The 21,857-nt window shown below is 71.4% G+C and carries 22 protein-coding genes and 1 pseudogene; 17 read left to right on the forward strand and 6 right to left on the reverse strand.

The genetic code is table 11. The features are described from left to right. The first annotated feature begins 41 nt into the window (after positions 1 to 41). From EDF64_RS10370 to EDF64_RS10380, 3 genes are all read left to right on the forward strand, one after another. Entirely contained in the window at positions 42 to 1,001 is a 960-nt protein-coding gene (locus EDF64_RS10370) for an alpha-ketoacid dehydrogenase subunit beta (protein WP_133520013.1), read from the forward strand. A gap of 40 nt (positions 1,002 to 1,041) precedes the next feature. Beyond that, on the forward strand, positions 1,042 to 2,634 hold the full coding sequence (locus EDF64_RS10375; RefSeq protein WP_133519915.1) for a dihydrolipoamide acetyltransferase family protein: 1,593 nt from the start codon (positions 1,042 to 1,044) through the stop codon (positions 2,632 to 2,634). Positions 2,635 to 2,922: 288 nt separating this feature from the next. Then, a complete protein-coding gene (locus tag EDF64_RS10380; protein WP_133519916.1) occupies positions 2,923 to 3,498 on the forward strand; it encodes a GNAT family N-acetyltransferase in 576 nt (191 codons plus the stop codon). Positions 3,499 to 3,653: 155 nt separating this feature from the next. Here the strand turns inward: EDF64_RS10380 and EDF64_RS10385 are convergent, their stop codons facing one another. From EDF64_RS10385 to EDF64_RS10400, 4 genes are all read right to left on the reverse strand, one after another. Continuing rightward, complete coding sequence (locus EDF64_RS10385) at positions 3,654 to 4,934, reverse strand: alpha/beta hydrolase (protein ID WP_133519917.1); 1,281 nt, start codon at positions 4,932 to 4,934, stop codon at positions 3,654 to 3,656. Then, a complete protein-coding gene (locus EDF64_RS10390) occupies positions 4,931 to 6,949 on the reverse strand; it encodes a bifunctional lysylphosphatidylglycerol flippase/synthetase MprF (RefSeq protein ID WP_133519918.1) in 2,019 nt (672 codons plus the stop codon). The genes EDF64_RS10385 and EDF64_RS10390 overlap by 4 nt, the downstream gene beginning before the upstream one ends. Positions 6,950 to 7,064: 115 nt before the next feature. After that, a complete protein-coding gene (locus EDF64_RS10395) occupies positions 7,065 to 8,297 on the reverse strand; it encodes a sensor histidine kinase (protein ID WP_208108881.1) in 1,233 nt (410 codons plus the stop codon). Further along, on the reverse strand, positions 8,290 to 8,928 hold the full coding sequence (locus EDF64_RS10400) for a response regulator transcription factor (protein WP_133519919.1): 639 nt from the start codon (positions 8,926 to 8,928) through the stop codon (positions 8,290 to 8,292). Before EDF64_RS10400 ends, EDF64_RS10395 begins: the two co-directional genes overlap by 8 nt. Before the next feature lie 107 nt (positions 8,929 to 9,035). On the opposite strand from EDF64_RS10400, the gene EDF64_RS10405 reads away from it, so the two are divergent. Continuing rightward, entirely contained in the window at positions 9,036 to 9,770 is a 735-nt protein-coding gene (locus EDF64_RS10405) for a GntR family transcriptional regulator (protein WP_133519920.1), read from the forward strand. A gap of 73 nt (positions 9,771 to 9,843) precedes the next feature. On the opposite strand, the gene EDF64_RS10410 is transcribed toward EDF64_RS10405, so the two are convergent. Together EDF64_RS10410 and EDF64_RS10415 are read right to left on the reverse strand one after the other, a co-directional pair. Further along, complete coding sequence (locus EDF64_RS10410) at positions 9,844 to 10,296, reverse strand: PTS sugar transporter subunit IIA (RefSeq protein WP_133519921.1); 453 nt, start codon at positions 10,294 to 10,296, stop codon at positions 9,844 to 9,846. Continuing rightward, positions 10,293 to 10,532 (reverse strand): annotated as a pseudogene (locus EDF64_RS10415) (PTS transporter subunit EIIB); the annotation flags it as partial. The pseudogene EDF64_RS10415 and the gene EDF64_RS10410, both read right to left, overlap by 4 nt. A gap of 180 nt (positions 10,533 to 10,712) precedes the next feature. Between EDF64_RS10415 and EDF64_RS10420 the strand changes: the two are divergent. The 13 genes from EDF64_RS10420 (at position 10,713) to EDF64_RS10480 (ending at position 21,818) form a co-directional block, all read left to right on the forward strand. Then, positions 10,713 to 11,978 (forward strand): PTS transporter subunit EIIC, encoded by a 1,266-nt coding sequence (locus EDF64_RS10420; RefSeq protein WP_133519922.1) that lies wholly within the window; start codon positions 10,713 to 10,715, stop codon positions 11,976 to 11,978. Between the two features lie 114 nt (positions 11,979 to 12,092). Continuing rightward, positions 12,093 to 13,004, forward strand: a complete 912-nt coding sequence (locus EDF64_RS10425; RefSeq protein WP_133519923.1) for a metal ABC transporter solute-binding protein, Zn/Mn family — start codon at positions 12,093 to 12,095, stop codon at positions 13,002 to 13,004. Further along, positions 13,001 to 13,888, forward strand: coding sequence for a metal ABC transporter ATP-binding protein (locus tag EDF64_RS10430; RefSeq protein ID WP_208108883.1), 888 nt, complete (start codon positions 13,001 to 13,003; stop codon positions 13,886 to 13,888). The genes EDF64_RS10425 and EDF64_RS10430 overlap by 4 nt, the downstream gene beginning before the upstream one ends. After that, positions 13,888 to 14,835, forward strand: a complete 948-nt coding sequence (locus EDF64_RS10435; RefSeq protein WP_133519924.1) for a metal ABC transporter permease — start codon at positions 13,888 to 13,890, stop codon at positions 14,833 to 14,835. The genes EDF64_RS10430 and EDF64_RS10435 overlap by 1 nt, the downstream gene beginning before the upstream one ends. Next, positions 14,832 to 15,260, forward strand: coding sequence for a Fur family transcriptional regulator (locus EDF64_RS10440; RefSeq protein ID WP_133519925.1), 429 nt, complete (start codon positions 14,832 to 14,834; stop codon positions 15,258 to 15,260). The genes EDF64_RS10435 and EDF64_RS10440 overlap by 4 nt, the downstream gene beginning before the upstream one ends. 39 nt (positions 15,261 to 15,299) lie before the next feature. After that, on the forward strand, positions 15,300 to 15,845 hold the full coding sequence (locus EDF64_RS10445; RefSeq protein ID WP_133519926.1) for a hypothetical protein: 546 nt from the start codon (positions 15,300 to 15,302) through the stop codon (positions 15,843 to 15,845). 10 nt (positions 15,846 to 15,855) lie between these two features. After that, on the forward strand, positions 15,856 to 16,551 hold the full coding sequence (locus tag EDF64_RS10450) for an alpha/beta fold hydrolase (protein WP_133519927.1): 696 nt from the start codon (positions 15,856 to 15,858) through the stop codon (positions 16,549 to 16,551). Between the two features lie 344 nt (positions 16,552 to 16,895). After that, entirely contained in the window at positions 16,896 to 17,132 is a 237-nt protein-coding gene (gene rpmB, locus EDF64_RS10455) for a 50S ribosomal protein L28 (RefSeq protein WP_027464952.1), read from the forward strand. After that, a complete protein-coding gene (gene rpmG, locus EDF64_RS10460; RefSeq protein WP_022908193.1) occupies positions 17,132 to 17,302 on the forward strand; it encodes a 50S ribosomal protein L33 in 171 nt (56 codons plus the stop codon). The genes rpmB and rpmG overlap by 1 nt, the downstream gene beginning before the upstream one ends. A 2-nt stretch (positions 17,303 to 17,304) precedes the next feature. Further along, complete coding sequence (gene rpsN / locus EDF64_RS10465) at positions 17,305 to 17,610, forward strand: 30S ribosomal protein S14 (protein WP_071293225.1); 306 nt, start codon at positions 17,305 to 17,307, stop codon at positions 17,608 to 17,610. 287 nt (positions 17,611 to 17,897) lie between these two features. Next, positions 17,898 to 18,185 (forward strand): HU family DNA-binding protein, encoded by a 288-nt coding sequence (locus tag EDF64_RS10470; protein WP_022908191.1) that lies wholly within the window; start codon positions 17,898 to 17,900, stop codon positions 18,183 to 18,185. Between the two features lie 214 nt (positions 18,186 to 18,399). Next, the gene (locus EDF64_RS10475; protein WP_133519928.1) at positions 18,400 to 20,511 is read left to right on the forward strand and encodes a cytochrome c oxidase assembly protein; all 2,112 of its coding nucleotides are present in this window, start codon (positions 18,400 to 18,402) and stop codon (positions 20,509 to 20,511) included. Next, positions 20,508 to 21,818, forward strand: a complete 1,311-nt coding sequence (locus tag EDF64_RS10480) for an ATP-dependent DNA helicase (protein WP_133519929.1) — start codon at positions 20,508 to 20,510, stop codon at positions 21,816 to 21,818. Before EDF64_RS10475 ends, EDF64_RS10480 begins: the two co-directional genes overlap by 4 nt. Positions 21,819 to 21,857 lie beyond the last annotated feature (39 nt).

A 21,857-nucleotide genomic window follows, 5' to 3' on the forward strand; every position in this document is an offset into this window, starting at 1 on the left:
GCGCCGGCGAGGTCCCGAGCGACCCCACCCCGACCCTGACGATGGCGAAGGCGCTCAACGCCGGGCTCGCCGCCGCGATGCAGGCGGACGACAAGGTCCTGCTGATGGGCGAGGACATCGGCCAGCTCGGCGGTGTCTTCCGCATCACCGAGGGCCTGCAGGACCGGTTCGGCCCCGAGCGCGTGCGGGACACCCCGCTCGCCGAGGCCGGCATCATCGGCACCGCGATCGGCCTCGCCCTGCGCGGCTACCGCCCGGTCGTCGAGATCCAGTTCGACGGCTTCGTCTGGCCGGGCTTCGACCAGATCACCTCGCAGCTCGCGAAGATGGCGAACCGACTGCCGGCGCACATGTCGCTGCCGGTCGTCATCCGCATCCCCTACGGCGGGCACATCGGTGCCGTGGAGCACCACCAGGAGTCGCCGGAGGCCTACTTCGCGCACACGCCGGGCCTCCGCGTGGTGAGCCCGAGCACGCCGAACGACGCCTACTGGATGATCCAAGAGGCCATCGCCTCGAAGGACCCGGTCGTCTTCCTCGAGCCGAAGTCGCGCTACTGGCCGAAGGGGCAGGTCGACCTCGTCGACGGCCACGTGCCGATGCACACCACCCGTGTCGCCCGCACCGGCACCGAGGTCACCCTCGTCGGGCACGGCGCGATGGTCGCGACGCTCATGCAGGCGGCCGAGCTCGCCGAGTCCGAGGGCACCAGCTGCGAGGTCATCGACCTCCGGTCGATCTCCCCGATCGACTGGGAGCCGCTGCTCGCCTCGGTCCGGAAGACCGGTCGGCTCGTCATCGCGCAAGAGGCATCGGGCTTCGTGAGCGTCGGCAGCGAGATCGCCGCCACGGTCGCCGAGAGGGCGTTCTACACGATGCAGGCGCCGCCGTTGCGGGTCTCCGGGTTCGACGTCCCGTTCCCGGTGTCGAAGCTGGAACACCTGCACCTGCCGGACGCCGACCGCGTCCTCGAGGCCGTCGACCGCGCCCTCGCATACTGACCCCACTGACCGAGCCGTCCAGATCCGCGAAGGAGCCGTAGTGGCCGCCGCCGAATTCCCCCTGCCCGACGTGGGCGAAGGCCTGACCGAGGCCGAGATCGTGCAGTGGCGCGTCGCGATCGGTGACGAGATCACGGTCGACCAGGTGCTCGTCGAGATCGAGACGGCGAAGTCCCTCGTCGAGCTGCCCTCGCCGTTCGCGGGCAAGGTCACCGGGCTGCTCGTGTCCGAGGGCGACACCGTCGAGGTCGGCAAGCCGATCATCCGGGTCGAGTCCGACGCGTCGGTCGCGTCCGGTGCGGCGATCGGCGGTCCGGGAGGCGCGACCCCCGTCGCCGACAGCGTCCCGACCTCGCCCGTGGTCACGGCCACCCCGCCCGCCCAGGCCGCCCCCGCGGCCCCGGTCGCGCAGACCCCGGCAGCCCCGCCTGCTCCCGCTCCGGCTCCTGCTCCTGCTCCTGCTGCAGCCGCCCCGGCCCCCGTCGCCGCCCCGGCGGCGGCCCCCGTGCAGCCGGTCGCCGTCGACGCCTCCGTCGTCGGGACCGACGAGTCCTCCGGCGCCGTCCTCGTCGGCTACGGCTCCGCGACCTCGTCCCCGTCCCGTCGCAAGCCGGGCGCGCGCCGGGCCGCAGCACTCGCGGCCGAGGCGAGCCGCGCCTCCAGTGTGGACGCCGCGGCGGCAGCGGAAGCCGCCGTCGACCCGGGCGAGGACAGCACCGCCGAGGCGATCACCGCGCAGGGCTCCGCACCCGCGCGCAAGCAGAGCGTCGCCACGAACGTCCTGGCGAAGCCGCCGATCCGGAAGCTCGCGAAGGACCTCGGCGTCGAGCTGACCGAGATCGTGGCGACCGGGTTCGCGGGCGAGGTCACCCGCGACGACGTCATCCGGCACGCCAAGCAGGCCAGCGTCTTCCGCAACATCGAGACGCCGGAGTGGGGCGACGTCCGCAGCGAGACGATCCCCGTCAAGGGCGTCCGCAAGGCCATCGCGACCGCGATGACCACCTCGGCGTTCACCGCACCGCACGTGTCGCTCTTCGTCGACGTCGACGCGACCCGCACGATGGAGTTCGTCAAGCGCCTGAAGTCCTCGCCGACGTTCGCCGGCGTCAAGGTCTCACCGCTCCTCATCGTCGCGAAGGCCGTCATCTGGGCCGTCCGCCGGAACCGCTCGGTGAACTCGACCTGGACCGACCGCGAGATCATCGTCCACCACTTCGTGAACCTCGGCATCGCCGCGGCGACCCCGCGCGGGCTCATCGTGCCGAACATCAAGGACGCGCAGGACATGTCGCTGCTCGAGCTGGCGCAGGCGCTCGAGGAGCTGACCCTGACGGCCCGTGACGGCAAGACGACGCCGAAGCAGATGGCGAACGGCACGGTGTCGATCACGAACATCGGCGTGTTCGGCATGGACACCGGGACCCCGATCCTCAACCCCGGCGAGGTCGCGATCGTCGCGATGGGCACCATCAAGGCGAAGCCGTGGGTCGTCGACGGCGAGGTGCGCTCGCGCATGGTGACGACGATCGGTGCGTCGTTCGACCACCGGGTCGTCGACGGTGACGTGGCGTCGCGCTTCGTGCACGACGTGGCGTCGGTGCTCGAGGAGCCCGCGCTCCTGCTCGACTAGCCGTCCTGCGTCGCCGCGGCGCCGGCGAGGCCGGCGGCGAAGAGCCGCACGGCCAGGACAGCGTCGAGCGCCAGCGTGCCGGGGGCGAGCGGGCTGCCCGCGGCGACCGCCGTGAAACTCAGACCCGGCGCGCCGCCCCGATGGCCTTTTCAGCCATCGGCACCTTTTCACTGTGCAGTGAAAGTCGCCGAGGAATGAAAAAGTCCCCCGGTGCGGAGGTCCGCACCATGCCCGCACTCGTCGCGCGGTGTTCACCCGGATGTCGGTGGGCGGCGGGATGATCTCCCCATGGTCCACCAGCTCCTGATGCCCTCGCAGGAGATCCGAACGGATCGCCTCCTGCTCACCCCGCTCACCCCCGCCGACATCGACGACGTGCACGCGGTGTTCTCCGACGCGCGCACGTGGACCCACCTGCCCGCGGGGCGGCACACGGTGCGGGCCTCGACCGTCGACCTGGTGCAGCGCAAGATCGGTGGGCGTGCCCGGCACGGCCTCGGTTCGTGGGCCGTGCGCTCGGCTGCGGACCACGCGTTCCTCGGCGTCGGCGGCGTCGACATGACGGCCGTCGGTGTCTGGAACCTCGGGTACCGGCTGGCGCCCTCGGCGTGGGGGAACGGCTACGCGACGGAGATCGCTCGCGCTGCCCTCGCCGCTGCGCGCGACGTCGCGCCCGAGGTCCCGGTCACCGGCCGGGTGCTGACGAACAACCCGGCGTCGGCCGCGGTGCTCGACCGTGTCGGGCTCTCGCTCGTGTGGCAGGGCGCGACGTCGTCGACGCTGCCGGACGGCGTCGAGCGTCAGGTCTGGGCAGACCGAGCGCTGTCACGGACGCAGCGGGCCTGGCTCGTCGCCAACGCCTGAGGACGGCGCTCCCGGCGTTCCCGGACCACTCGGCATCGCCCCGGCGGTGACGGCGCAGAGCCCCAGGAGCAGTCCGGCGAGCGGCACGAGCACGACCGGTCCGAGGCTCAGCAGCAGCACCGCGACGAACGCGACCACACCGACGACGAAGTGCCTCACCGCAGCGCCCCGAACAGCACGTCGGCCTCGTGCGGCAGCTCCTCGCGCATCGACCACTGCACGGTGTTCCAGTCGTGCCCGCTCCCCGGGGCGAACGCGATCGTGGTCGCCGCCCCGGCCCGCTTCGCGGCCGCCCCGAGGGTGCGCGCGTTCTCGCTGAACTCCTTGTCCGCCGACCCCGCGGTGAGCCACAGCGCGTCCCCGTGGAGCCCGTTCGCCCGCATCTGCGCGATCGGCGCGGCTCGCTTCCAGGCCGCGACCGAGCCACCGAACGCCTGGTCCGCGCTGTGCCGGGGGTTCTGGTCGATCGGCTGCAGCTCGCTCGAGATCGCGAGCGCCGCCCCGTAGCGGTCGGGGGCGCCGGTGACGAACTGCATGGCGCAGGTCGCACCCTGCGAGAACCCGACGAGTCCCCAGGCCCGACGGTCGGTGGTCACCGGCAGGTGCGAGGTGAGCCAGCGGGGGACGTCCTCGGTGACGTACGTCGCCGCGTTCCCCAGTCGTGAGTCCACGCACATCGTGTTCCGTCCGGGCGCGGAGAGCTGGTCGACCGAGACCACGATCGGCGCCCGACCGTGGTGCGCGGCGGCGTAGGCGTCGAGGACGGTGCCCATCTGCCCGGCGGTGAACATGTCGCTCGGTGCCCCGGGTTGGCCGGAGAAGGCGAGCACGACGGGCAGCGGAGCGGGGTCCCGCACGAGCGCGGCGGGCGGCAGGTAGACGACGGCGGGACGTGCCGGGAAGCCCGATCGTGTGCCCGGCACGTCGACGGTGCGGACCTCGCCGACGGCGGGCAGCGTGGCGGCGGGGGCGGCGGCGAGGTCGAGCGCCGGGTACGGGTTGGTCTGCACCACGGTGCCGAGCGTCGGGTACTTGGCGAACTCGACGTTCACGCCGAGTGCCGGCACGAGCAGTGCGGCGGGGACGAGCACGGCGGCGAGCACCCGGCGCCAGCGACCGCCCTGCACGATGCCGGTGACCGCCAGCCCGAGGGCAGCGGCGGCGACCGCGACCCACATCCGCGTCACGGGACTCAGCGCGACCCCGAACACGTTGAGCACGTCACTGAGGACCCAGCACACCACGAGCACCGCGACGGCCGATCCCGCGGCGACCGCGGCCCGCAGACCGACGGAGCGCCAGGCACTCCGGTCGCGCACGCGCCGCAGCGCCGGTAGGAGCACCACGAGGCCGAGCACCGCGAACGCGGCGTCGGCCGGCACCAGCTTCGACGGCGCCTGCAGCTGCGTCGCGAGCAACCACTCCGTGGGACTCACGAGCGGACCACGGCGCGGTCGGCCGCCGCTCGGTGCGCCTGCCGGAGCGCCCAGAGGTGCTTCGGCCGGAGCCCCGGCACGTACGCACTCGCCAGCGCCCGCGCGACCCTCGGCACGTGCAGCGGCGTGGGCACCACGAGCCAGAGCGGCTCGTGGCGGGCGCCGAACTTCTCCTTGAAGCGCTGCAGCGACCGGAACCCGTACACGGGCTCGAGCACCCGGGCGACGAGGAGCGACCCCCGTGTGACGAGCGAACCGGCGCCGGCGTGCGCGGCGAGCGGCGTCCCGGACAGGCTGATCGTGGTCAGCCCGGCGTCGCGGGCGCGGAGGGCGGTCCGGGCGATGAGGAACTCGATCACGCCGGGCATGCCGTCCTCGCCGCGGCGCATCACGTCGAGCGTGTAGCCGGTCAGCGTGCCGTGCTCGTACACGGGGAGCCAGCTGGTGACCGCGGTCACGTGCCCGTCCGCTGCGACGGCGAGCAGGAGCCGCACGTCGGGGTCGTCGAGCTCGCGGAAGCCGCCGAGCGTGAAGCCCATCTCCGGCAGCCGTCGGTCGGCGGCCCACCGGGTGCAGATCGCCTCGACCTCGGCACGGTGGTCGTCGCCGAGCGCTGCGAAGGTCGTCCACTCGTCGCGGACGCCCTCGCGGTCGGCGCGGTTCGAGGCCGTCCGCAGGTCCTGCCGCTTCTTGCCGCGCAGGTCGAACGTGCGGACGTCGAGCACCGACTCGACGCCGACGGGCAGCGCCGTCCACCCCTCGGCCGCGAGGATCTCGCGCACCGGTTCGTGCACGCTCGTGAATGCCGGCACCCAGCCGTTGCGCTCGCAGAAGGCGGTGAACGCGGCCACGACCTCGGCACGGTCGGCTGCGGCGCACGCCGGGTCCGAGACGGTGAGTGCGACCTCGCCGCGGACGCGGTAGGCCACGGCACCGAGGCCGCCCGGGTGCGTCCAGGTGGCGTTCCCGCGCCAGGTGCCCATGTGCCCGAGCGTGCCGGCGTCGCCGTCGCGGAGCATCCCGACCAGGTCGTCCCGTGAGCCGCCGGCCGCGCGGAACCGGGCGCGGACGAGCGTGCCGCGCAGGGCGATCACCACGAGCAGGACGACGGCGGGTACGAGCCACGCGCCGAGCAGCGTGACCTGCCACTCGATCGCGTCGAGCCCGAGACCCTGCCACTGCACGGCGTCGTCGGTCATCGGCTCGATGAGGAACACGTCGGCCAGCACGGCGGTCAGCGTGATGAGCACGCCCACGGCCAGGACGATCCCGGCCCGCCGTCCGCGCTGCACGAGCCACGCCGATGCGAGCAGGAGCAGCCCGACGACCACGACGGCGCGGTCGCTCATGGCGTCGGCGAAGAGCGAGAGCACGCCGTCCGGGTCCGGCACGACGAGGGTCACCAGGGTGCCCGCGCCGAGGGCGATGAGCGTCGCAACGACCCAGGTGCGTGCGCTGACGGTGTCGCGGGTGGCGCGTGGATCCGGACGGGAGGCGCGGCGCACGACGAACGCGCCGGCTGCGGTCCCGAGCAGGGTCGCCAGGGCACGTGCCAGGTCCGACCCGTGACCGGCGAAGAGCACCAGCGTGAGCACGACGGTCCAGAGGGCCGCACGCGTCCGCCACCGGTGCTGCGCCGGCATCGCCGCGGAGGCGGCACCGAGGAGCGCCGCGGCGACGATCGACGGGGCGAAGAGCGGCTGGCCGACCGCGAACTCCGCGTGGGCCTCGCCGAGCGCCGAGCCGATGGTCACGGTGAGCAGGGTCCCGAGCACGCCGAGCGTCGGTGCCAGGATGCCGATCACGAGCGTCCGGACCGAGCCGAGGGAGCGTTCGGCGAGGACGGTCGTCAGCGCCACGGCGGCCAACGCCAGGCAGGCGACGGGCGGGTGGTGCGGGAAGTCCGGTTCGGCGTGGGCCATCCGAGCGGTCACGACGAGCGCGACCGCCGCCACGGTCACGGCGACGGAGACCGGGAAGCGACGGAGTCGTCCGAGGAGCGCTACAGGTGCCACGATCTCATTGCACCGGATCGCGCGCCCCGCGTCATCGACCCGCGGCGTGAACCACGATGGCCGATCGGCCACCGGCGCTGGCCCGCAGGATGACCCGGAGGTGCAGGGCCCGACGTCAGACGAGTCGCGCGGCGGGGACGTGCTCGACGGGCAGCCGCAGGTGCAGGGCGAACCCGTCGTCGGGTTGCGGTCCGGACTCCATGCTCCCGCCGAGGAGCGATGCCCGCTCCCCGAGGCCGATCAGCCCGAGGCCCGACCCGGGCAGCTCGAGGCGGTCCGAGCGCGCCGGGCCGTTCACGACGTCGACGAGCACGTGCTCGCCGTGGATCCGTCCGCTCACCCGGACGGTGGCGTCGGGGGCGTGCTTGCGGACGTTGGTCAGGCCCTCCTGCACGAACCGGTACACGGCGCGCTGGAGCGGCTGCGCGAGTGTGTTCGGCAGATCGACCGTGCAGCTGGTCTCGAGGCCGCTCTCGGCGACGAGCCGCGGCAGGTCGGCGAGCACCGGCTGCGGGGCGATCTCGCGGTCGGTGCCACCGGAGGCACGGAGCACCTGGACCATCTCGCGCAGTTCCTGCAGGGTGACGACGCACAGCTGCCGGATCGTCCGCGCGAACCCGCGTTCGGCCTCGTCACGCCCGGCCATCTGCATCGCCCCGGCCTGCACGGCGATCAGGGTGACCTGGTGCGAGACCACGTCGTGCATCTCCCGCGCCAGGAGCGCCCGCTCGCGGGACAGCGCCACCGCCGCGGCCTGACGGCGTTCGTCCTCACGGGCCCGCCGGGACTCCACGAGCTGGTCGGTGAGCCGCGCCCGGGTCTGCACGAGCAGCCCGACGGCGAGCGGCCCGAGGGCGAAGATGAGGGCGTAGACGACCGACACCACGATCTCGTCGAGGGTCTGCGGTGGCCCGACGAAGCCGCCGAACCCGACGAACTGCACGAGGGCCGCGAGGAGCATCAACCACCGGCGGTTCGTGCGCTCGCCGAGGGTGAACAGGGCGATGCTCGCGGCGACCACCGCGGACCCGACGAACAGCCCGGGCACCGTCAGGGCGAACGCGAGCACCGGGAAGCGGCGGCGCAGGAGCAGCGCGGCGGCGGCGAGCAGCGACAGCCACGTCTCGACGGTCGTCGCGCCCGAGATGTCGAGCACGGCGTCCGCGACGGCGGCGGCGACGAACAGCGCGTCGACCAGCCACCAGGGTGCACGGTGGGTGCGCGCCCAGCGCAGGCCGACGTCGACGAGGCGGTCGAGTCTCCCGTCGGTCGCGGTGAGCACACGGCCGACGCGCGAGGCCGTCGAGCGCCCGGCGTCCCGCACATCGCTGCCCATGCGGTCAGCCATCGAGGAGTCCCGCCTCGGCTGCGCGCAGCGCGAGCTGGACCCGGGTGGGCACGGCGAACGCAGCGAGCAGGGCGCGGACGTCCTCCTTGACGGTGCCGGTGCTCACGCCGAGCCGCTGCCCGATGTCCGGGTTGCTCGCACCGTCGGCGACGAGTCGCAGGACGGCGTGCTCGCGGTCGGAGAGCGCGGGAGGTGGGGTGGCCGCCGACGAGCGTCCCGCGAAGAGCCGCGCGCGGTCGACGCCCGGCGCCAGGACGACACCACCGCGGGCGAGCACCCGCACGTACTCGGCGAGGCCCTCGGGGTCGGTGTCCTTGAGCAGGAAGCCGGCGGCGCCGAGCTCCATGGCCTGGCCGACGTACTCGTCCGTGTCGAACGTCGTGAGCATCGCGACCGCGGGTGGGTCGGTGAGGGTCTGCAGTTCGCGCAGGACCTCGAGCCCGTTGACCCGCGGCATCCGCACGTCGAGCAGGACGACGTCTGGCGTGTGCGCACGGATGACCTGCACAGCGTCGACGTCCCCGGTGGTGGCGACCACCTCGATGTCCGGCGCGGCGCCGAGGATGAGCTCGAAGCCGTAACGGACGAGCGTCTCGTCGTCGACGATCACCACGGTTGTCACGGCCGTCATCTTGTCATGTGCATTGGCGTTCGGAGGGGGACTCGCTACTGTGATGGGAACTGGTCATGTCCGCGCATGACCACCACCCAGGACCAGCGACGGAGCACGAGGGACGCATGACGAGCCGCATCACCGAGGGTGCCGAACCGAAGCACCAGCAGTTGCGGCGCATCCTCCTCGAGCTCGCGACGTCGCGACTCGCCCCCGGTGCGGCGATCCCCTCGGAGCGTCAGCTCATCGCCGAGTACGGGGTCTCGCGGATCACGGTCCGCGAGGCCCTGGGGCAGCTCGTCAACGAGGGCTACCTCGAGCGCGTCCGCGGCAAGGGCACCTTCGTGGCGCACCGTCCGGTGCAGTCGACACTCCACCTCGCGTCGTTCACCGAGGAGATGCGGGCCATGGGTCACGTCCCGACGACCGTCGTGCTCGTGCGCGAGGAGCGGGTCCCGCCGACGGACACCGCCGCGGCGCTGCGGCTCGACCCCGACGTCACGGCCTTCCACGTGAAGCGGCTGCGGATGGCGGACGGGGCACCGGTGTCGATCGACGACGCGTGGCTGGTCGCCGACGCGTTCCCGGGCCTGCTCGACCACGACCTGTCCGGCTCGGTCTACTCGATCATCGCGACGGAGTACGGCACGCCGATCGACCGCGCGCAGCAGACCGTGGCGGCGAACCCGGCGGCGGACGACGTGGCGACGCTGCTCGGCACGAAGACGGGGGCTCCGGTGCTGGAGTTCGACCGGGTGTCGTACGCGGGGGAGCGCCCCGTGGAGCACACGCGGTCGTGGTACCGCTCGGACCGGTACCGGGTGCAGATGGAGGTCACGGCCTCGCAGGCGGTCGCCTGACGGTCTGCCTGGAGGCGCGACTCGGCCCCGCCCGTCGGGTCACGACGAGCGGGGCCGGGTCCTACTGCCGTGCTTACGCCTCGAAGAGGGTGTCGCCATCGCGGACGGTCGTGCCGACCGTGTCCTGCGGGATCGAGTCCGGTGCGGAGCCGAGAACCACGACGGGGCAGATGGGGGAGTAGCCGGCGGCCGAGATCACCGACGGGGTGAACCGGACGACGGGGTCCCCGGCGCTGACGGTGTCGCCCTCGGCCGCGAGGAGCTCGAAGCCCTCGCCCGACAGCTTCACGGTGTCGATGCCGACGTGCACGAGGACGTCGGTCCCCGCTGCGCCCTGCAGTGCGAACGCGTGCGGGTGCAGCTTCACGATCGAGCCGTCGACGGGGGCCACCGCGGTGACCGCACCCTCGACGCCGGTCGGGTCCACCGCCACGCCCGCACCGACGAGCTGCCCGGCGAAGACCGGGTCGGGCACGTCGGCGAGCGAGACGACCGGGCCGCCGAACGGGGTCCGGACGCTCGTCACAGCTCGTCCTGGATGTCCTGCGCGAGGTTGTCCGCGACGGTGCCGACGATGACCTGCCAGCCGGTGCCGCCACCGACGACGGCCTGGGCGCCCGCGGCCTGCAGTGCGGCCTTGTCGACGAGGTCGCCGTCCTCCACCTCGACGCGGAGGCGCGTGATGCAGCCCTCGACCTCTTCGATGTTGTCGGCGCCACCCAGCGCGGCGATGATGTCGGCTGCCTTGATGTCGGCCATCGTTTCCTCCTCGTTACGGGTTCTCGAACCAGGTTGACACCGGACCGGTCTCGGTTCAGACTACGGAACTGGTCATGACCGGACAGGACCGGACCTGGCGAACACCGCCGAGGTTACCTGCGCTGGCTGCACGACTCAACTCACTCACCCCGACAGCTCCACCCAATGACGAGAGGACATCCGATGAGCGCCACCACTGCCACGGACGTGCCGGAGAAGAAGAAGCCGAAGAAGCAGTCCAGGCTGTTCGCGAACGCGCAGCGCCTCGGACGGAGCCTGCTCCTGCCGATCGCGGTCATGCCCGCCGCCGGCATCCTGCTTCGAATCGGCCAGCCGGACCTGCTCGGTGCTATCCCTGGATTTGGTCAATGGGCGGGGGTCATCTCGGCTGCGGGTAATGGTGTCTTCAACTGGTTGCCCTTGCTCTTCGCGGTCGGGATTGCGATCGGGTGGGCGAAGAAGTCGGATGGCACCACTGCCCTCGCCGCCGTTGTCGGGTACATGGTCATGTACGAGGTGTGGAAGGTCATGTCCCCGATCGTGCTGGCCGGGGTGAAGGACGCCAACGGGGACCAGGCCACGATCAACTTCGGTGTGCTCGGCGGCATCGTGATGGGCCTCGTCTCAGCGGTGCTGTGGGAGCGGTTCCACCGGACCAAGATGCCCGACTTCCTCGGGTTCTTCTCCGGACGTCGTCTCGTGCCGATCCTGACTGCGGTCGCGGCACTGATCATCGCTGTGCTCATGTCGTTCGTGTACCGGTACTTCGACATCGCCCTGACGGCGGCCGGCACGGCCGTCGCAGACAACCCGGTCGTGGGTGGCGGCATCTTCGGATTCGTCAACCGGATGCTCATCCCGATCGGGCTGCACCAGCTGCTCAACTTCTTCCCGTGGTTCCAGCTCGGCAGCTTCAGCGCTGATGGCGGAGTTTGGCACGGTGATGTGGCGCGCTTCCTCCACGGTGATCCCACTGCTGGCACCTTCATGACCGGCTTCTTCCCGATCATGATGTTCGCGCTGCCGGCCGGTGCACTCGCGATCTGGCGCAACGCCAAGCCGCAGAACCGCAAGCTCGTCGGCGGCATCATGATCTCTGCTGCCCTCACGTCGTTCGTGACCGGCATCACCGAGCCGCTCGAGTACTCGTTCATGTTCGTGGCGTTCCCGCTCTACATCATCCACGCCCTGCTCACGGGGACGTCGCTGGCGCTCGTCAACGCGCTCGGCATCCACGACGGGTTCTCGTTCTCGGCCGGTGCGATCGACTACGTGCTGAACTTCGGCAAGGCGGACGGGGCGATCTGGCTCATCCCGATCGGCCTCGGGTACGCGGTGGTCTACTACTTCCTGTTCAGTTTCGTGATCAAGAAGTGGAACCTCCGCACCCCCGGGCGTGAAGAGGACACGATCGCCGAGAACACGATCGACGCGGCCACCAAGCCGTAGACGCGAGTCCTTCCGGACAGGAGGCGCGGTGCCAGCCGGCACCGCGCCTCCCGTCTGTCCGCCGGTTGATACTGGTTTTGACAACCGTTATCAACTAGCCCTACGCTCGAGCACATGCACAACCGCCTCATCGCCCTCCCGCTCGTCGCCGGCGCCGCTGCGCTCGTCCTGACGGGCTGCGCGACCTCGCCCTCGTCCGGCGGCGCCTCGAGCGACGGCACGATCAACGTCGTCGCCTCCACGAACGTCTACGGCTCGATCGTCGAGTCGATCGGTGGCGACCACGTCGCCGTCACCAGCATCCTGAACGACCCGTCGCAGGACCCGCACTCCTTCGAGTCGAGCGCGAAGACGCAGCTCGCCGTGTCCAAGGCCGACCTGCTCATCGAGAACGGCGGCGGGTACGACGACTTCATGACGACGCTCGCCGACGCCTCGAAGACGAAGGCGGACACGATCAACGTCGTGAAGCTCTCCGGGCTCGACAAGGGCGGGGACGCCGAGTTCAACGAGCACGTCTTCTACAGCTACCCGACGATGGTGAAGCTCGTCGCCGACGTGGCAGAGCACCTCGGTGAGCTCGACGGCGCCGAGAAGAGCACGTTCACGAAGAACGCGGACGCTCTGACGACCAAGCTCGAAGCACTCGAGTCGGACACCGCCGACCTCAAGAAGACGTACGACGGCGAGAAGGTCGCGTACACGGAGCCGGTGCCGGGCTACCTCTTCGACGCGATCGGGCTCGACAACGTCACCCCCGAGGCCTTCTCCGAGGCGATCGAGGAAGGCGACGACGTCCCGCCGAGCGCGCTCAACGACACCCTCAAGCTCTTCTCGGACAAGACCGTCAAGCTCCTCGCGTACAACGACCAGACCTCGAGCCCGGAGACCGAACAGGTCAAGAAGGCCGCCGACGACGCGGGCATCCCGGTCGTCGGTGTCACGGAGACGCTCCCGAAGGGGAAGGATTACGTCTCGTGGCAGCAGGCGAACATCGACGCAGTGCAGGCGGCGCTCCAGAAGTGACCACCGTCTCCCCCCGGACCTCCGAGCGGACCGCCACTGCCCAGCGCGGCAGTGGCGGTTCCGCCGTGCTCGAACTCCGTGACGCCGAGCTCTCGTACGGGGCACGCCGACTCTGGTCGCACCTCGACCTCGACCTGGCGCCCGGCGAGTTCGTCGCCGTGCTCGGGCCGAACGGCGCAGGCAAGACCTCGCTCCTCCGCACCGTCCTCGGCCAGCAGCGACTGACGAGCGGCACGATGTCGTTCCTCGGCCAGCCGGTCCGCCGCGGGCACCGGAAGATCGGCTACATCCCGCAGCAGCGGCTCATGGACGCCGGCACCCCGCTGCGTGCGCGGGACATGATCGCGCAGGGCGTCACCGGCTCGCGATGGGGGATCCTGCCCGCGACCCGCACGGAGCGCGCCCGGATCGACCGGATCCTCGACGAGGTCGGCGCGACCGCGTTCGCGGACGCCCCGGTCGCCGAGCTGTCCGGCGGCGAACAGCAGCGCACCCGCGTCGGGCAGGCCATCGCCGCCGACCCCGCGCTGCTCCTCTGCGACGAACCGCTGATCTCGCTCGACCTGCGGCACCAGCGCGGCGTCACCGAGCTCATCGACCGGCAGCGTCGGCAGCAGGACGCCGCGGTGCTGTTCGTGACCCACGACGTGAACCCGATCCTCGACGTCGTCGACCGCGTGCTCTACATCGCCGGCGGTCGGTTCCGGATCGGGTCCCCTGACGAGGTCCTCCGCGCCGACGTCCTCAGCGACCTGTACGGCACGCCCGTCGACGTCGTCCGGACGATGGGCCGGATCGTCATCGTCGGTGCGAACGAAGCCGCGCACGACCACCACTGCGACCCGGACCCGCACGCACCGGCACCCGACGAAGGGCGGATCTGATGGACGTCTGGTCGACGATCTTCTCCTTCCAGGACTACGGCGAGCTCGTCGTGCTCGTGCAGAACTCGATCTGGGCGGGCGCGGTGCTCGGCATCGTCGGGGGGCTGATCGGCCCGTTCGTGGTCGCCCGGAACATGCCGTTCGCGGTGCACGGCATCTCGGAGCTCTCCTTCGCGGGGGCGTCCGCGTCGCTGCTGCTCGGCGTCAACGTCGTCACGGGGTCACTCGTGGGATCGGTCCTCGCGGCGCTGCTCATCGGGCTGCTCGGCTCGAAGGCCCGCGACCGGAACTCGATCATCGCCGTGCTCATGCCGTTCGGGCTCGGACTCGGCATCCTCTGCCTCGCGCTCTACAAGGGCCGGGCGGCGAACAAGTTCGGGCTGCTCACCGGGCAGATCGTGTCGGTCGACAACCCGCAGCTGACCTTCCTCATCGTCATCGCCGCGATCGTCGTGGCGACCCTCCTGGTGATCTGGCGCCCGCTGATGTTCTCGTCCGTCGACCCCGACGTGGCCGCGGCCGCCGGCGTCCCGGTGCGGACCCTGGCGCTCGTGTTCATGCTCGCCCTCGGCCTGGCGACCGCGGTGTCCGTGCAGATCGTCGGTGCCCTGCTGGTGCTCTCGCTGCTCGTCACCCCGGCGGCGGCCGCGCTCCGGCTCAGTTCGCACCCGGTCGTCGTGCCGATCCTGTCGACGGTGTTCGCCGTCGCCTCGGTGGTCGGCGGCATCCTGCTCGCGCTCGGCGGCGGGCTCCCGATCAGCCCGTACGTGACGACGATCTCGTTCGTGATCTGGGTCGTCTGCCGCATCGTCGGCGGGCGGCGGGACCGCCGTGGACGCGACCGGATCGCGGACCGCGACCAGCACGACGGGGGCGCACCGCGCCTCCAGTCCGCATCTCCGGACCCGTCCTCGGACGCGGGCCGCAAGGAAGGAGTGACCGCATGAACGCCGTGCAGAAGCCGAAGCGGAACACCTGGCAGCGCGAGGCGGTGCGCACCGCGCTGTCGAGCACCGAGGGGTTCGTGAGCGCGCAGGCGCTCCACCAGCACCTGCGGGACGACGGCTCCACGATCGGGCTGGCGACCGTCTACCGGGCGCTCTCCGACCTGGCGACCGAGGGCGACGCGGACTCGTTGCAGCAGGACGGCGAGTCGCTGTACCGGGCGTGCACGACCGACAAGCACCACCACCACCTGATCTGCCGGAACTGCGGCCGCACGGTCGAGATCGAGGCGGACCCGGTCGAGCGCTGGGCGCAGGACGTCGCCGCCGCGAACGGCTTCACGAACGCCAGCCACGTGGTCGACATCTTCGGCGAGTGCGCGGACTGCACCGCTGCGCGCACCGGCGGCCGGGTCGAGGCCGACTAGCGCCGACCCCGACCGGTACGGTCTCACCGAGGGGGACGGATGAGCGACAGCATCACCACGTGGGGCGGCACGGCATCGCGGACGGACGCACAGCCGCTGTTCGTCGTGCGGCGACCGCGCTGGCACGGCCTCGGCTTCGAGGTGCTCGGCTGGGCGGTGGTCCTCGTCGGCATCGTGACCGCACTCGGGGACGCGTTCTCCGGCAAGCCCACCGCGCTGCTCTACGCCGGCTTCTCGGTGTTCTTCTTCTGCGGGTTCGGCGGCCTGCTCGTGCTGTGCGGCCTGCTGCTCGTGCGCTCGCGGGTGTGCGGGTACGACGACCACCTCGACGTCCGGGTCGGTCTCGGGCGGACCCGTCGCGTGGAGGCAGCCGACGTCGTCAGTCTCTGCTTCGTGCTGCAGTCCACCGGCCGCGGCCCGACCTTCACCCGCCTGACGGCGCGGAACGCCCGGCGGCGGAAGCTGTTCACGGTCTTCACCGTGTACCGCGGCTACCCCGAGCTCGCCGAGTGGCTGGAGACACGGTGTCCGGACGCCTGGCGCGAGGGCCGTTCGGACCCCACCGGTGTCGGTGACGACGAGTAGTGTCCGCGGCATGCACGTCATCCTGGTGCCCGGATTCTGGCTCGACGCGAGCGCGTGGGACGACGTCGCCCCGGCACTCCGCGCCGCTGGTCACTCGGTCGAGGCGGTGACCCGCGACGGGGACACGCTCGACGAGCAGGTCGCCGCGCTGGTCGAGAAGCTCGACGACGTCGCGACGCCCTCCGACCCGGCGGTGCTCGCCGGGCACTCCGGTGCCGGCCCGATCGCGTACATGGCCGCCGACCAGCGCCCGTCGCTCGTCGCGCACCTGCTCTACGTCGACACGTTTCCGGGGCCCGAGGGCGGCTGCGTCAACGACGAGCTGCCGGTCGTCGACGGCGTCGTGCCGCTGCCGTCGTGGGACGTCTGGGAACCGGCGACCGTCCGTGGCATGACCCCGGAGCTGCGCGAGGCGTTCGAGCACCGTGCGATCCCGGAGCCCGCCGCGGTGCCGTCCGACCGGTTCCACTACTCCGACGCGGCCCGCCACGCGATCCCGGCGACGGTGATCACGTGCGAGATCCCGGCGACGGACCTGGCGACGATGGTGGCCGACCACCAGACCTGGGCGGCGGAGCTCGTCGCGACCGAGGACCTCGCGATCGTCGGGCTCGAGACCGGGCACTGGCCGATGTTCACGGCGCCGGAGCAGCTCGGCGCGCTCATGGTGCAGGCGCTCGCGCCGAAGCCGACCGACGGGCCGTAGCGCCGGTACCCTCGACGGGGCGGTGGGCGCGACCACGCGGCCACGGCGGCCGATGGGGTGGGCGTGGGGCGTGCCTCCAGGCCCGTCGTCTTGCGACACGCCCGGTCCTCGCGTAGTGTTGTCCCCTGGTCCGCCGCGCACGCGTGGCAGACCCGTTGTTCCAAGCCCTCCGACCGTCGCGTACGCCGCGGTCGCGCGGTGCTCACGGCCTCTTCGACAGGGTCCGCGGGCCTGGGCGGCGCGCACAACCCCCTCGCATCGCCACTTCGTGGCCGTGCGCGTGCGTGCCAGGCAAGTGAACTTGGGTGCGGCCGATCGGTCGCACGGTACCTCAGGAGGAAACCATGGCAGCAGTGTGCCAGGTGACCGGCGCCGTTCCCGGCTTCGGTCACAACATCTCGCACTCGCACCGCCGGACGAAGCGCCGCTTCGACCCGAACGTGCAGAAGAAGACGTACTACGTGCCCTCGCTTCGTCGTAACGTCACGCTCACGCTCAGCGCGAAGGGCATCAAGGTGATCGACGCACGTGGCATCGAGTCCGTCGTCAAGGATCTCCTCGCCCGTGGGGAGAAGATCTGATGGCCAAGAAGGGTCAGGACGTTCGTCCGATCATCAAGCTCCGCTCGACGGCAGGCACCGGGTTCACCTACGTGACCAAGAAGAACCGTCGCAACAACCCGGACCGTCTCGTGCTCAAGAAGTACGACCCGGTGATCCGCAAGCACGTCGACTTCCGTGAGGAGCGCTAAGCATGGCGAAGAAGAGCAAGATCGCGAAGAACAACCAGCGTGCCGTCATCATCGCGCGCTACGCCGAGCGTCGTCTCGAGCTGAAGAAGGCCCTCGTGGACCCGAACGGCACCGACGAGTCGCGTGAGGCCGCCCGTGTCGGTCTGCAGAAGCTTCCGCGCGACGCGTCGCCGGTCCGCTACCGCAACCGTGACGCCATCGACGGCCGCCCCCGTGGCCACCTCGGTGAGTTCGGCATCAGCCGTGTCCGCTTCCGCGACATGGCCCACCGTGGCGAGCTGCCGGGCATCACGAAGAGCTCCTGGTAAGCACCACTCCACCGAACGCCCCGTCACCCCAGTGGTGACGGGGCGTTCGTGGTTCCCGGTCCGTTTCGGGGGACATCTTCGTCACATCGGTCACTTCTGCCCCACTGGTACCCCGACAACCCCGGAAATCCGGGCGAGTCGGCGGGTTTCGTCCCAGGTGGCTGGTACGTTCGACTCCGGTTCCGCCAGGGCTCGCGCCCATCGGCACCGAGGCACGGGGCATCCGCTCCGGGCGCCGGACGATCCGTCGTCCGACCGATACTGCAACCAGTCCGAGGAGGACATCCATGGCTGACAAGTCCCTGAACCGCACCGAGCTCGTCGCTGCCGTCGCCGCTGAGTCCGGCCAGAGCCAGGCCACCGTCAACGGAGTCGTCGACGCACTCTTCTCCGTCGTCTCCGGCTCGGTCGCCGACGGCACCAAGGTCACGATCCCCGGTTGGATCGCCTTCGAGAAGACCCACCGCGCCGCTCGCACCGGCCGCAACCCGCAGACGGGTGAGGCCATCGAGATCGCCGCGAGCGACTCGGTCAAGGTCAGCGCTGGCTCGAAGCTCAAGGCTGCCGTCAAGTAAGACTGCTTCCGCGAACGAGAGGGACGGCTTCGGTCGTCCCTTTCGTCGTTCCCGGGGTCGTGGTCCGTTGTCCGCCCGCTTCGGTGGGTGGTGCTGGTCCAGGGGTCGCCCCGGTCCGGTGGTCGGTCCTCAACAGCCTGGAGGCGCGGATCACCGCCCACAGGTCGCTCCGGCCGATTCCGTGGCCGGGTGGGGCAGCGCCTAGGCTTGACGGGTGAATCGGATCGCGCGCATCGCCGGCCCCGCCGTGCTGCTGCTCGTCGGGTTCGTCTCCCTCCTCGTCGCGCTCGTCATCGGGGGTGGGGCGAACGCCGCGCTCATCGCCGACCCCGGTGCACTCGTCCGCTTCGGCCTCCCGATCGCACGCCTGGTCGTCGACCTGTCCGCCGCGGCGACGATCGGCGGCCTCGCCCTCGTGACCGTCGGCTTGTCGCGATCCGCTCCGGAGTGGAACCGCGCCATCGACGTCGCCGCGGGGGCTGCCGGCGTGTGGACCGTCGCGTCCGCCGTCACCACGTTCTTCACGTTCCTGAGCGTCGCCGGGTCGAAGGTCAGCCTCGACGAGCAGTTCGGGCAGTCGATGGGGGTGTTCCTCACCGGCACAGACCTCGGCCTCGCCTGGCTCGTCACGGTGCTGGTCGCCGCGGTCGTCACCGTGCTCTGCTTCGCCGTGCGGGCCCGTGGCATGGTCGCCCTGACGGCCGGCATCTCGATGATCGGGCTCATCCCGCTCGCCCAGCAGGGGCACGCGGCGGGAACGGCCAGCCACGACGCCGCGGTCACCGCGCTCGGCCTGCACCTGGTGGGGGCCGCATTGTGGATCGGCGGACTCGTGATGCTCGTCCTGCTCCGGCCGGTGCTCGACCGGGGCCGTCTCGCCGTCGTCGTCGGCCGGTACTCGAGCATCGCGCTCGGCTGCTTCGTGCTCGTCGCGGTGTCCGGGGTCGCCACGGCGCAGATCCGCGTCGGGGTGCTCGGCAACCTGTTCACCCCGTACGGCGTGCTCGTGCTGGTGAAGATCGGCGCGATCCTGGCGATCGGGGTCCTCGGCGCCGTGCAGCGACGGCGGGCCATCCGGGCGCTGACCGTCGATCCCGCACGTCGGCGTCCGTTCTGGGTCCTCATCGTGGCGGAGCTCGCCGTGATGGGCGTCGCGAGCGGTTTCGCAGCGGCCCTCGGTCGCACGGCCACGCCGGTCGACCAGATCGCGTTGAGCAAGACGACCGACCCGTCCCCCGCCGAGCTCCTGACGGACGACACGCTGCCGCACGCCCCGGGCGCCTGGGGATGGCTCACCGCGTGGAACGTCGACCTGTTCTGGGTGATGGCCGCCGTGCTGCTCGCCGCGACCTACGTCGCCGGCATCGTGCGGCTGCGACGGAGTGGCGTGCGCTGGCCGGTGGGACGGACCGTCGCCGCGGCCATCGCCATCGTCTCGCTCGTGGTCGCGACCTCGGGCTCGCTGCACACCTACGACCGCTTCCTCGTGTCGGCGAACGTCGGGGCGCACCTGCTCCTCGGACTCGTCGTGCCCGCGCTCGTCTGGGCCGCAGCGCCGGTGCAGCTCATCCGCGCGGCCGTGCACCCCCGGGCCGACGACAGCACCGGGGTCCGCGAGTGGACGGGCGTCCTGCTCGACAACGCGGCCGTGCGGTACCTCGCGCAGCCGTTCCCGGCGTTCGTGCTCCTGGCCGGCGTGTGGTGGGCGTTCTTCGCGACCGACGCCCTGCGCTGGTCGGTGAGCGACCCGACCGGTCGCACGGTGATCGACGTGGTCTTCCTGCTGGTCGGGCTCCTGGCGGTGCCGACGCTGCTCACGCCGATCGCCGCGGGTGCCCGGCGTCCGTCGGTGGCCGCGGCCGCCGTGCGGATCGCCGGCGCGGTCGTCGTCGCCGCCGGACTGGTCTCGCTCGGCGTCGCGATGCGCGGGCCGCTCGGGCTGCTCCAGGCGTCGTGGTTCGGCGCGATGGGGCGCACCTGGGGCCCGGACCCCGTCGTGGACCAATCCCGTGCCGGGGTGCTGCTGATCGTCGCGGGGGCCGTCGTGGTCGTCACCGTGGTCCTCGTGGTGCTGGTCCGGCTCCGACGTGCCGGTGCCGGTGCCGGCGTCGACGCCGGTGCTCCTGCCGCTGCTGGCGTTTCCGCCGCCGGCTCTGCCCCAGGGGAGTCGCACCCCCGTACGGACGTCGCACCCCCGCACACCGGGGCGCATCGTCCACAGCGGGGTGCGATCCGGGCCGGCGCCGTCGAGGACGACGACGACACCGACTTCGACGACGGCAGCGACGACACCGTGCACGGTGCAGCAGGGAGGGACGCACGATGAGCGTCGAGCTCAGCGCCGAGCAGCGCGCGGTCTTCGAGTACATCGAGCACACCCGTGACCACGTGTTCATCACCGGCCGTGCGGGGACGGGCAAGTCGACGCTGCTCAACCACCTGTCGTGGAACACCGAGAAGCAGGTCGTGATCTGCGCGCCGACGGGGGTCGCCGCGCTCAACGTCGGCGGCCAGACCATCCACTCGCTCTTCCGGCTGCCGATCGGTCTCATCGCCGACGCCGAACTCCGGCAGGGCCCGGACACCCGCAAGCTCCTCAACACCATCGACACCCTCGTGATCGACGAGGTCTCGATGGTGAACGCCGACCTCCTCGACGCGATGGACCGCTCGCTCCGCAAGGCGCGCGGCCGACAGTTCGAGGCCTTCGGTGGTGTGCAGGTCGTCATGTTCGGCGACCCGTACCAGTTGCCACCGGTGCCGGGCGACGGTGACGAGCGCGCCTACTTCACCGACCACTACCGCTCGATGTGGTTCTTCGACGCGAAGGTCTGGCTCGAGGCCGAGCTCAACATCATCGAGCTCGCGACCGTGCACCGCCAGCGGGACGACGCGTTCGCCGCGATGCTCACGGCCGTGCGGCACGGCCGGGTGACCGCCGACGTCGCCGGGCAGCTCAACGCCGCGGGGGCACGGCCGGCGCCGGACGACGCGATCACGCTGGCGACCCGCAACGACACCGTGGCGCGCATCAACAAGGCCGCGCTCGACCGGTTGCCGGGCAAGGTGAAGACCGCACGCGCCGACGTGAACGGTGACTTCGGCGGTCGGAACTTCCCCGCCGACGAGGCGCTCGAGCTGAAGCCCGGCGCGCACGTGATGTTCCTCCGCAACGACCCGGACCAGCGCTGGGTGAACGGCACGCTCGGCATCGTGCAGACCATCCGCGACACCGTCTGGGTGGACGTCGACGGGGAGTCCTTCGAGGTGCAGCCGTCGGTGTGGGAGAAGTTCAAGTACTCCTACGACGCCGACAAGAAGGAGCTCAAGAAGGACACCGTGGGGGAGTTCCAGCAGTTCCCGCTCCGCCTGGCCTGGGCGGTGACGATCCACAAGTCGCAGGGCAGCACGTACGACCGCGCCGTGGTGGACCTCGGCAACCGGGTGTTCAGCGCCGGGCAGACGTACGTCGCGCTGTCGCGCCTGACCTCGCTCGAGGGGCTGTACCTGACGCGTCCGCTCCGGCCGCAGGACATCATCGTGGACCTCGACGTGCGGCGCTTCATGTCCGAGGCGCCGCGGGTCGTGGCGACCGAGCTCGAAGCGGCGCCGACCCCCGAACCCGACGCCTGACGCCCGGCCCGCCCGACGCCCGGTGCCCGGCGCACCGAC

The sequence above is a fragment of the Curtobacterium flaccumfaciens genome (genome assembly GCF_004361695.1).
GTDB classification, from domain to species: Bacteria; Actinomycetota; Actinomycetes; order Actinomycetales; family Microbacteriaceae; genus Curtobacterium; species Curtobacterium flaccumfaciens_B.

Coding starts and splice junctions, on each gene's coding strand:
- EDF64_RS10370 (WP_133520013.1), top strand. CDS start 42: ATGGCGAAGGCGCTCAACGCCGGGCTCGCCGCCGCGATGCAGGCGGAC.
- EDF64_RS10380 (WP_133519916.1), top strand. CDS start 2,923: ATGGTCCACCAGCTCCTGATGCCCTCGCAGGAGATCCGAACGGATCGC.
- EDF64_RS10395 (WP_208108881.1), bottom strand. CDS start 8,297: ATGGCTGACCGCATGGGCAGCGATGTGCGGGACGCCGGGCGCTCGACG.
- EDF64_RS10400 (WP_133519919.1), bottom strand. CDS start 8,928: ATGACGGCCGTGACAACCGTGGTGATCGTCGACGACGAGACGCTCGTC.
- EDF64_RS10405 (WP_133519920.1), top strand. CDS start 9,036: ATGACGAGCCGCATCACCGAGGGTGCCGAACCGAAGCACCAGCAGTTG.
- EDF64_RS10420 (WP_133519922.1), top strand. CDS start 10,713: ATGAGCGCCACCACTGCCACGGACGTGCCGGAGAAGAAGAAGCCGAAG.
- EDF64_RS10425 (WP_133519923.1), top strand. CDS start 12,093: ATGCACAACCGCCTCATCGCCCTCCCGCTCGTCGCCGGCGCCGCTGCG.
- EDF64_RS10435 (WP_133519924.1), top strand. CDS start 13,888: ATGGACGTCTGGTCGACGATCTTCTCCTTCCAGGACTACGGCGAGCTC.
- EDF64_RS10440 (WP_133519925.1), top strand. CDS start 14,832: ATGAACGCCGTGCAGAAGCCGAAGCGGAACACCTGGCAGCGCGAGGCG.
- EDF64_RS10445 (WP_133519926.1), top strand. CDS start 15,300: ATGAGCGACAGCATCACCACGTGGGGCGGCACGGCATCGCGGACGGAC.
- EDF64_RS10450 (WP_133519927.1), top strand. CDS start 15,856: ATGCACGTCATCCTGGTGCCCGGATTCTGGCTCGACGCGAGCGCGTGG.
- rpmB (WP_027464952.1), top strand. CDS start 16,896: ATGGCAGCAGTGTGCCAGGTGACCGGCGCCGTTCCCGGCTTCGGTCAC.
- rpmG (WP_022908193.1), top strand. CDS start 17,132: ATGGCCAAGAAGGGTCAGGACGTTCGTCCGATCATCAAGCTCCGCTCG.
- rpsN (WP_071293225.1), top strand. CDS start 17,305: ATGGCGAAGAAGAGCAAGATCGCGAAGAACAACCAGCGTGCCGTCATC.
- EDF64_RS10470 (WP_022908191.1), top strand. CDS start 17,898: ATGGCTGACAAGTCCCTGAACCGCACCGAGCTCGTCGCTGCCGTCGCC.
- EDF64_RS10480 (WP_133519929.1), top strand. CDS start 20,508: ATGAGCGTCGAGCTCAGCGCCGAGCAGCGCGCGGTCTTCGAGTACATC.